The following is a 9663-nucleotide window of genomic DNA, read 5'->3' as shown; positions in this document are numbered from 1 at the left end:
GGCCTTTCCCGGCGCGGGTTTTAGCTGCGGCGGGGTGGCTCTCGCGCGGATCTGCCGGGGGCCGGGGCACGACCCCGTCGCCGATGTCGAGATCGATCTCCACATCGAAAGCGACACCAGCAACCGCGTCTACATGTGGGGTGTCCGGATCCGCCGTGGCGCCGACGACGCCACCGCCCGCTATCTGACCGATTTCATCGAGTGGGAGCCTCTCGACTCGGTACGGGAACGGGAGCTGGCCGCAAGATTCGTCGCGTGGCTACGCGAGCAGTGCGCAGCGACGCGGTCACGGGGGCAGACAATCGCGGTGTTCCACTGGACCGGGTACGAGACCGCGCAGCTGAGAAGCATTCTCGGTCGTGATGAGATCGGCGATCTACTTGACCCCGACCACGGGATTTTCGTTGATCTGCATAAGTTTTTCACGGCGAACTTCTTCTCCGTGCACGGAGCAAAGCTGAAAACTGTCGCCCCGATCTTCGGGTTCTCCTGGCGGGTCGAGGACCCGGGAGGCAGCATCTCGCAGCTCTATCTGTCACAGGTGCACGGAACAACCGGCAACCCCGACGATCCCGACACAGTGGCGGGCGCCAAGCGGTGGCTGCTCTCCTACAACGAGGACGACACCACGGCGACCGCCAAAATCCGGGACGGCATGCGCGGCTGGAACGGCTGAGCGACTACTGGCCGGGAGGACCCGGGGCGGGCGCGGGCGGCAGCGCGCTGCCCCTCACCCACTGATCCCACGACAGGCTCCAGTCACCGTTGTGGGTGTGATCCAGCGGCGGACCTCCGGTGAACCGGATCTCGACCACGTCACCGGGCTGGATGAATTCGTAGAACCACTTGGCGTTCTCGCCGCTGAGATTCAGGCAACCGTGCGAGACGTTGGTATTGCCCTGCGCCCAGATAGTGTCGTCGAGCTGATGCAGGTAGATGCCGTCAAGGCTGATACGGGTGGCGTAGCCGATCTTGCGTTTGTAGCTGTCCGCGGCACCGGCCGGGACCCCGTATGTCGCCGAGTCCATGGTGACAACCTCAGCCTTGTCGATCACGGTGTAGGTCCCGGCCGGCGTCCACCAGGTGAAGGTCTTGCCGTTGTAGACCGAGGTGCCGCCGCGACCCATCGACGTCGGCATCGTGCGGATCAGCTTGCCGTTGTCGAAGACGTTGATTTGCTTGGTGATGTCGTTGGCGATGGCGATGTGGGCGTCGCCGACGGTGAAGCTGGCGCTGGCGTCGGCCTGGCCGTAAAGACCCTCGCCCAGTTTCAGGCCGAACAGGTTCGCCGCCACATTCACCCGGGTTCCGGGGGCGTAGTAGTCCTTGGGCCGCCAGTGCGCCGCGTAGTCGTTGATCCAGTACCACGAACCCTGGACCGGCGGGTCGGTCGTGACCACCAGGTTCTTCTCGGCCAGCGCCTTGTCGGTGATCGGCTCGTCGAAGCGCGCGATCACCACGGTGCCGACCCCGTAACGCCGGTCGGGGTTGATCGCGAAGCCGCCCGGCACCTCCAGGTAGGGGTGCACGAAGTTGTAGGGCACCAGGGTCGAGAAGGTGCTGGTGCGGGTCAGCGGCACGCCGCTGGTGCTGGTGGAGTCGACCGTCATGGTGTAGTTGCGGGCGAAGTTCAGCCGCTGGGTCGGCTCCCAGGAGCTGCGGTCGGGCGAGATCACGCCCGGTACCTCGTTGCCCCAGTCATCGACCAGCGAGACCCTGGTGATCCGGCCGTCGAGGACATCGGCGGCGGGCCTGAACTTGGGGCTCACACCTTCCGCCCCGTCAAAAGGGGCCAAGCCCAGCAGCGGCGGGCTGGGCGCGGGGGGCGGTTGCTGCTCGGCGGCGGCGGTCGCGGTCGCTGTCTTGCAGCCGCCGCGGCAACCGGGAATCCCGGCGACATCGCTGGCCAGGACCCCCAGCAGCAACACGACCACAGCGAGGCTCGCCGTTCGCGCGCGACGGGGGAAGGTCACCGACATCAGCTCCAAGGGCGTTTTCGGGTCAGGCGTCACCGTTGACGGTCAAATCATAGACGCCACGGCCGGTCAGCCGGCGCGCGACATCAGCTCCCCCGTACTGCGCGATGAACTCCGGATCCCCGCACACCACGAGCTGATCACGGGCACGGGACAACCCGACGTAGAGCCGTTCGCGCGCCCGTTCGAGTGCGTAGCGGTCGTTGACCACGAGCACGATGGCGCGCCGCTCGAGACCTTTGAAGCCCAGTACGTGGCCGTAGAACACCTGCTCGGCGTCCCAGAAACTGTCCCAGTAGGCGGCTGTACCGATATCTTGCCGGGCGATCTGCTCCGGGTGACGGCTGCCCGTGGTCAACAACGCGATGTCTCCCGGGCGCCAGCCCGCCTCGAGCAATCGCTCCACCTCGTCGTCGCCGACGTCGAAACCCTCGCCCGGACCGCACGCCACGAACCGCACCTCGGGCCCGTCACCGCCCAGGAAGCGCATCTGATTGTCGACCAGCGGCTGGAACGCGGTGGCGATCTGCCGGGTGTTACGAATGTTCTGGTCGAGGATCAGCGGCACCAGCGGCACCGGCGGGGTGCCCTGGCGGTCGAAAACCCGCTGCCCCTCATCGCTGAAAACATAGATTCCGCCGTGATCGGGGTCCCGCAGCGCGGCCAGGATCGGCTCCCACCAGCTGTCGGCGAAGTCCTGCGCCTCATCGATGACGATCGCGTCGAAGCGCTGTCCGTCGGGCAGCCCGGCGGCAAGCTCCAGCATCTGCGCGGGCAACTCGTGTTCGAAGAACTGGGAGGTTTCCCGGGTGCGCTCGGTCTCGTCGGGACCCTGCGGGGCCCCCCATCCGATACCCAGGCTGTGGAACTCCCCCACGTAGCCGGGTTGCTGGCGGCGGGACCAACCGGCGGTGATGCGCTTGAGGTAGGACGCCAGGCCGTGCGAGTAGCACAGCAGCGCGACGCGCTGCCCGCGGGCGCCGAGCCGGCGAGCCTGCTCGACGGCCAGGAAGGTCTTGCCGCTGCCCGCCCCGCCGCGGACCTCAACGCGGGTCAGCAACCGGGCCGCATCGAGAATGACGGCCTGGCTCTCGGTCAAGACGTCGGCGGCGTCCTCGTTGGCAAGCGCGCGGGCGACCACATCACGCTGCGGCAGTCCGCGCCCGCCCAGGGTGACGAGCAGTTGCGAGAGGCCGGCGTCACCCAGAAGCGGCAGATCCGTCTTCTGACTCAGCGCGATCTCGCGCAGCCTTTGCCCGAGCGTGTCGATCTCGGTGCGGTCGATCACCATCCAGCGCGGGCAGTCCGGTAGCGCGAAGTCCTGCGGCAGTTCGCTGTTGGGCAAGACCACTACGTGGTTCCAGCGAGCCCGGTGTTGAGTCCAGCGCGGGTCGGCTTCGACGAAATCGCGCAGCGCGTAGCGTGCCTGGCGGACCTGCTGAACGGGCTCGATGCTCTTGACGTGGCCATTGCGGCTGCGCTGCAACCAGCCGGTGCCGTCGTGCCAGACCTCCCCGCCCTTGACCTCGAGACAGACGATGCCCGCCCCGGCGATGGCCACCACGAAGTCGATCTCGTGATCCTTGAGATGGTCGGTGACCCGCTGGCCGGCAACGACGACGTCGGCGTCGCCGAGCTGCGCCAGCAGGACGTCGAGGACCTTGCGCTCGGTGGCGTTGGCCAGGCGCGGGTGCTCGGGAGCTGTCACGGGCATTGATGCCGGTGTACCACAGGGCCGCAGTTGGCACGCGAGACTCGCCCGCCCGGCGTACCGTCCGAAGATGGCCGCCGTCCTGAAGATCCCGCCGCAGCAGGACAAGCGCTTCTTCGGCCATCCGGTCGGGCTGGCAACGCTGTTCGCGACCGAGCTGTGGGAACGATTCAGCTACTACGGCATGCTCGCGATCCTGGTGCTCTATCTGGCGGCCGACGAGTCCGAGGGTGGGCGCGGAATCGCTGCCACCACCGCGATTGGGATCTTCGGGGTCTATTCGGCGATGGTCTACCTGCTCGCCGTGCCCGGGGGGTGGATCGCCGACCGGATCCTGGGTCCCTACCGGACCGTGCTCATCGGCGCCTGCACCATCGCCGCCGGGCATTACGTTCTCGCAGTGCCTTCGCCGATGTCGGTGTGGCCGGGCATGGTGCTCGTCGCCCTGGGTACCGGATTGCTCAAACCGAACATCTCGGCCATGGTGGGCGCGCTCTACGACCAGGATCCCGACGAGGGCGAGCGCCGTGATGCGGGCTTCTCGCTGTTCTACATGGGCATCAATATCGGAGCCTTCGTCGCACCGCTGATTTGCGGCTACCTCGCCGAGCAGGTCGGCTGGCACGCCGGATTCGGCGCCGCCGGGATCGGTATGACTTTCGCGGTCGTCGTCTACCTTTCGGCGGGCCGACGGACCCTGGGAGACGTCGGACGCGCGGTGCCCAACCCTGAGACTCCGGCGCAGCTTCGCCGGCTCGCGCTGATCGGCTCGGCCTTCCTGGCCGTCAGCGCAGTCGTGTTCGTCGCCGACTACCTCGCCGGCCGCTACCGCGCGGAGCACTTGATCTGGTTTCTGGCGGCGGTCACCGTCGCGACACCGTTCTTCTATTTCGTCAGGATCTTCCGCGCCACCGAACTAACCGGCATCGAACGCGACCGGATGAAGGCGTACGTGTGGATCTTCCTGGGCTCGGCGATGTTCTGGCTGATCAGCGACCAGGGCGGGTCCACGCTGAGCCTGTTCGCCGCGGACAACACCGATCGCCGCTTCGGCGGATTCGAGTTCCCGGCGAGCTGGCTGCAGGCGGTCAATCCGATCGCGATCATCGCGCTCTCCCCGGTGTTCGCCTTCCTCTGGCTCAGGCTGGGTCGGCGCGCCCCGACCCTGCCGAACAAGTTCGTCCTGGCACTGCTGCTGATCGGGCTGTCCTTTCTGGTGATGGCGGTGCTGGCCAACATCGCCGGCGGCGGCACCAAGGTGCTGTGGATCTGGCTGGTGACTGTGGTGGTGGTGCAAACCGTCGGCGAGCTACTGCTCAGCCCCACCGGACTTGCCGCCTCCAGCCACCTGGCGCCCAAGCGCATCGAGAGTCAGGTGCTGGCGCTGTGGTTTTTGTCCTCAGCGGTCGGTGACGCGATCGGCGGCACCACCGCACCGCTGCAGGACAGCCTCGGTCAGGTCGGCTACTTCGTCCTCATCGGCGGTGCGGCGGTGGTGCTTGCGGCGATCATCGCCACCCAGGCCAGGCGGATTCACACCCTGATGGGCGGAATCCACTAGACCGGGCCGGGATCGGCGGGCGCATCCTGATTGATCGCCCGCGCGCGGGAGGGCCAAGTCCGCACAATGTCTCCAGCGCTGTACCCGTCCTCAGCGCCACGCCCTATCCGAGGGGAGCGACGAGTGGCCTCGTCCAGCATGTCCGACGACCTGCGCTCCGGCGCCCTGGTCTACCACCGGCTGCCCAAACCGGGAAAGCTCGAGATCCAGGCCACCAAGCCGCTGGGAAACCAACGCGACCTCGCGCTGGCCTACTCCCCCGGGGTTGCCGCCGCCTGCGAGGTCATCGTCGACGATCCCGCCGAGGCCGCCACCGTCACGGCGCGGCAGAACCTCGTCGGGGTGATCTCCAACGGCACCGCCGTGCTGGGGCTCGGCGATATCGGTCCGCTGGCATCCAAGCCGGTCATGGAGGGCAAGGCGGTGCTGTTCAAGAAGTTCGCCGGCATCGACGTCTTCGACATCGAGATCGACCAGAAGGACATCGCCAAGTTCGTCGATGCCGTGGCCGCGATGGAACCCACCTTCGGCGGGATCAACCTCGAGGACATCAAGGGCCCGGACTGTTTCGAGATCGAGGCGCAACTGCGCGAGCGGATGTCGATCCCGGTGTTCCACGACGACCAGCACGGCACCGCGATCATCGTGAGCGCGGCCGTGCGCAACGGACTGGAGCTGGCCGGAAAGAACATCGCCGAGGTGAAGATCGTCGTCTCCGGAGCGGGAGCCGCCGCCCTGGCCTGTCTGAACCTGCTGTGTCGCCTCGGCGCCCGGCGCGAGAACATCTGGGTCAGCGATATCGAGGGCGTGGTCTACCGGGGACGCACCGCCCAGATGGACCGCTGGAAAGAGGTCTACGCGCAGGACACCGCGGCCCGCACCCTCGGGGAGATCATCGGTGACGCCGATGTCTTCCTCGGGCTTTCGGTCGGCGGGGTGCTCAAGCCGGAGATGGCCACGCGAATGGCTCCGAGACCCCTGATCCTGGCGCTCGCCAACCCCAACCCGGAGATCACCCCCGCCGATGCGCTGGCCACGAGACCGGACGCGATGATCTGCACCGGACGCTCGGACTACCCCAACCAGGTCAACAACGTGCTGTGCTTTCCCTACATCTTCCGGGGCGCTCTGGATGTGCACGCCACCGCAATCAACGACGAGATGAAGCTCGCTGCCGTCGAGGCGATCGCCGAGCTCGCGCGGGAGACCCCGTCGGATGTCGTGGCCAGCGCCTACGGCGGCTCGGCGCCGCTGTTCGGCCCGACCTCGCTGATTCCCGCCCCCTTCGACCCCAGGCTGATTCTGCGCATCGCGCCGGCGGTGGCCAAGGCCGCCATGGACACCGGGGTCGCGAAGAATCCGATCACCGACTGGGATGACTACGCCGAGCAGCTGAACCGCTTCGTGTTCCGGTCCGGTTTCGTCATGAAACCGGTTTTCGCCCAGGCGAAATCCGATCCCAAACGGGTCATCTTCGCCGACGGTGAGGATGGTCGGGTGCTGCGCGCCGCGCAGGTTGTGGTCGAGGAGGGGACGGCGATCCCGATTCTGATCGGGCGTCCGAGCGTCGTGGACAGCCGTATCGAGCGCTACGGGCTGTCGATCCGGCCAGGACAGGATTTCGACCTGATCGATCCCGCTGACGACCACCGCTATCGCGACTACGTTTCGACGCTGCTCGAGGTCGCCGGGCGCAAGGGAGTCACCCCTGATGCGGCGCGGACCGTTGTCCGCACGTCGACCACCGCGATCGCCGCGTTGGCCGTCGTTCGCGGCGATGCCGATGCGATGCTCTGCGGTCTGGAGGGACCGTTCAAGGGACGGTTGAAGATCATCCGCGACGTCATCGGCCTTGCGCCGGGGACCCGTGACTTCTCCGCGTTGAGCTTGTTGGTGACCCCGCGCGGACACTACTTCCTCGCCGATACCCATGTGCGCCAGAATCCGACCGCCCAGGAGATCGCCGACATGACGGTCAAGTGCGCGGCACACGTGCGACTGTTCGGGATGACTCCGCGGGTCGCCCTGATCTGCGAGTCGGACTTCGGCAGCGACGACTCCGCAGCGGCGTTGAAGATGCGTGAGGCGGTCGGGCTGATCCGGTCAACGGACCCGGGGTTCGAAATCGACGGGGAGATGCAGGCCGACACTGCGCTCTCCCAGACGATCCGCGACCGGGTGCTGGCCGATTCAACGCTCAGCGGTGATGCGAACGTGCTGATCATGCCGGATCTGACGGCGGCGAACGTTGCCTTCCAGATGGTCAAAGTGCTCACCGATGCGCTTCCCGTCGGTCCGATCCTGCTCGGCGCGGCCAAACCGGCGCACATCCTCACTCCGTCGGTCACGGCGCGGGGCGTGGTCAATATGACCGCCATCGCCTGCTGCGAGGCGCAAAAGCGGGGCTGATCGCCGTCCTCTGATCGAAGGACACCGCAGTCCTCAACCAAAGGGCGTACCTAGCCGACTGTTTCCGGCGCCAGACTGCGGCATCGTTGACAGCAACGAGAACACCGCTGACCAGAAAGAGACAGACGTGACCACCGCCATCCATCGCCAGCTCAGCCTGTGGGCTGCCGGAGCGTCCCTGGCGGCAGGGATCATGCTCGGCGGCTCATACGGGGCGCCCAGTGCCAGCGCCGCGCCGGCGGCCGACCCGAGTCCCCCGGCACCCAGTGTGCAGAGCGCTCCGAAAAAGCCCTCACCACCGGTGGCGGGCAAGGCGACGTCGATGCGGGTCGTGGTCACCGACGGCAACGTCGTACGTGCGCGGGTCTCGGGTTAGTCCACCCGGATGAGCAGCGACAGGGTTCGCGGGGCCGGACTGGTGCCCCCGAACCAGGTCCACGTCCGGAAGAAGAACCAACTCGTCGGGAGTTCCGCCGGGGTGGCCTTGAACACCTTCGCCTCGCCGTAGCGCAGGGTGATGCCCTGGTAGTCGACGTCGAAGGAGAACCGCTGACCGAGGGGCACCGAGATGATCTCCGCCGGCGACGGAAGTACCCGGGTGTCGTCGACGTTGAACACCGGCGCGATCTCGAACAATTCGGAGTCGAGGTTGTAGCGCCAGCCGATTTGGATCGAGTCGATGTTGGCCGGGATGCTGAATCCGATCCCGGTGAGCTTGTTCCAGTCGTACTGATCGACGTTCTTGAGGTCATAGATCGAGTCGGCGGTGAACGTCGCATTACCGGTGACCCGCCTGACCAGAGGCGCGATCGCCGGCGGCAGGCCGAGGTTGGTTCCCTTGAGAACGGTGACCCGCATCTGCCGTTCCGCGGGCGGAACCGGACGGCGGCCGCTGCGCTCCCGTAGGCCTGCGGGCGCCGTCGCGGCCAGGGGCCTTTGCGCGCGCCGCGGCTGGACTGAGCGGACGGCGGCGGACCTTACCGTTGCCTCCGTTGCGGCACCGGCTGAATCGACCGTCTCGGCGTGCGCGGGCGCAGCGGCGCCGGCCGCGATCACAAGGCCCACGCCGAACCCGATCGCCAGCCCGGCGGATCGTCCCACCCACGTCGCTGCCGTCATTACCCGTGTTTCGACTTGCCGAACGGCAGCAGTGCCACCACCCCGACGAGAACGGCCCCGACGACCAGGCCGACCAGCGCCGAGGCCAGGGTGTTGACGAACCAGGCGAGTATCCCTCCGACGGCGGGCACGCCATGCACGGCGTGCTCGAGGACGTGCACCAGGTGATACGGCGCAGCCCAGCCCAGTTCGTCGAAGCCCACCAGCAGGATGTGACCGCCGACCCACAGCATTGCGGCGGTGCCGATCACCGAGAGCGCGGCGAGCACCTTGGGCATGCCGGCCACCAGAAGCCTGCCGACGCGCTGGGCGCTCGCAGCGGGCCGCTCGGCGATCTTGAGTCCGATGTCGTCCATCTTCACGATGAGCGCAACCACACCGTAGACCGCGACAGTGATCGCCACCGCGACGACTATCAGGATCGCCCCGCGGGAAACCAACGGCTCGTTGATGACCTCTTTGAGCGCGATCACCATGATCTCCGCCGAGAGGATGAAGTCCGTGCGGATCGCACCCTTGATGGTCGCCGACTCCGCTTCGGGTCCCAGCTGGACAGCCGGGACATCGTGGTCGTGGTCATCGTGGCGGAGCGCGTGGATGATCTTATGGGCGCCCTCGTAACACAGGAAGCACCCACCGAACATCAGGATGACCTCGACCACTTTGGGGGCAATGGCGCTCAACAGCAGTGCGGCGGGCAGGATGATCAGCAATTTGTTGCGCAGCGAGCCGATCGCGATGCGCCGGATGATGGGCAGCTCGCGCTCGGCGGCCAATCCGCTGACATACCTCGGAGTGACGGCGGCGTCGTCGACGACCACGCCGGCCGCCTTCACGCTGGCCCGGCCCGCTGCGGCACCGACGTCGTCGATGGACGCGGCGGCCAG

The 9663-nt window shown here is 67.1% G+C and carries 8 protein-coding genes; 4 read left to right on the top strand and 4 right to left on the bottom strand.

The window, feature by feature from the left end; genetic code table 11:
- The coding region (locus ACKOB8_RS06965) for a ribonuclease H-like domain-containing protein (RefSeq protein WP_526376487.1) at positions 1–676 on the top strand (676 nt) is incomplete at its 5' end.
- A 4-nt stretch (positions 677–680) separates the two neighbouring features.
- Here ACKOB8_RS06965 and ACKOB8_RS06960 read toward each other — a convergent pair.
- Together ACKOB8_RS06960 and ACKOB8_RS06955 are read right to left on the bottom strand one after the other, a co-directional pair.
- Positions 681–2012: a L,D-transpeptidase gene (locus ACKOB8_RS06960; RefSeq protein ID WP_526376486.1), complete on the bottom strand. Its 1332-nt coding sequence runs from the start codon at positions 2010–2012 to the stop codon at positions 681–683.
- A complete protein-coding gene (locus tag ACKOB8_RS06955; protein ID WP_526376485.1) occupies positions 2002–3690 on the bottom strand; it encodes an NERD domain-containing protein in 1689 nt (562 codons plus the stop codon). The genes ACKOB8_RS06960 and ACKOB8_RS06955 overlap by 11 nt, the downstream gene beginning before the upstream one ends.
- Before the next feature lie 67 nt (positions 3691–3757).
- Between ACKOB8_RS06955 and ACKOB8_RS06950 the strand changes: the two genes are divergently transcribed.
- From ACKOB8_RS06950 to ACKOB8_RS06940, 3 genes are all read left to right on the top strand, one after another.
- Positions 3758–5248, top strand: coding sequence for a peptide MFS transporter (locus ACKOB8_RS06950; protein ID WP_526376484.1), 1491 nt, complete (start codon positions 3758–3760; stop codon positions 5246–5248).
- Positions 5249–5371: 123 nt separating this feature from the next.
- Positions 5372–7657: a phosphate acyltransferase gene (locus ACKOB8_RS06945; protein WP_526376483.1), complete on the top strand. Its 2286-nt coding sequence runs from the start codon at positions 5372–5374 to the stop codon at positions 7655–7657.
- A 127-nt stretch (positions 7658–7784) separates the two neighbouring features.
- Positions 7785–8033: a hypothetical protein gene (locus tag ACKOB8_RS06940; protein WP_526376482.1), complete on the top strand. Its 249-nt coding sequence runs from the start codon at positions 7785–7787 to the stop codon at positions 8031–8033.
- Here the strand turns inward: ACKOB8_RS06940 and ACKOB8_RS06935 are convergent.
- Positions 8030–8515, bottom strand: a complete 486-nt coding sequence (locus tag ACKOB8_RS06935; RefSeq protein ID WP_526376481.1) for a hypothetical protein — start codon at positions 8513–8515, stop codon at positions 8030–8032. The two genes, ACKOB8_RS06940 and ACKOB8_RS06935, sit on opposite strands and share 4 nt — an antisense overlap.
- 260 nt (positions 8516–8775) lie before the next feature.
- The coding region (locus ACKOB8_RS06930; protein ID WP_526376480.1) for a DUF808 domain-containing protein at positions 8776–9663 on the bottom strand (888 nt) is incomplete at its 5' end.

The organism is Mycobacterium sp. (assembly GCF_046091765.1).
GTDB lineage: Bacteria > Actinomycetota > Actinomycetes > Mycobacteriales > Mycobacteriaceae > Mycobacterium.
The sequence above is the reverse complement of the archived record's forward strand: the minus strand, read 5'-3'. Positions and strand labels throughout refer to the sequence as shown.

Bases quoted from the DNA above. Each gene is read 5' to 3' on its own strand.
- ACKOB8_RS06955 (WP_526376485.1), bottom strand. From the start codon at position 3,690: ATGCCCGTGACAGCTCCCGAGCACCCGCGCCTGGCCAACGCCACCGAG.
- ACKOB8_RS06950 (WP_526376484.1), top strand. From the start codon at position 3,758: ATGGCCGCCGTCCTGAAGATCCCGCCGCAGCAGGACAAGCGCTTCTTC.
- ACKOB8_RS06935 (WP_526376481.1), bottom strand. From the start codon at position 8,515: ATGCGGGTCACCGTTCTCAAGGGAACCAACCTCGGCCTGCCGCCGGCG.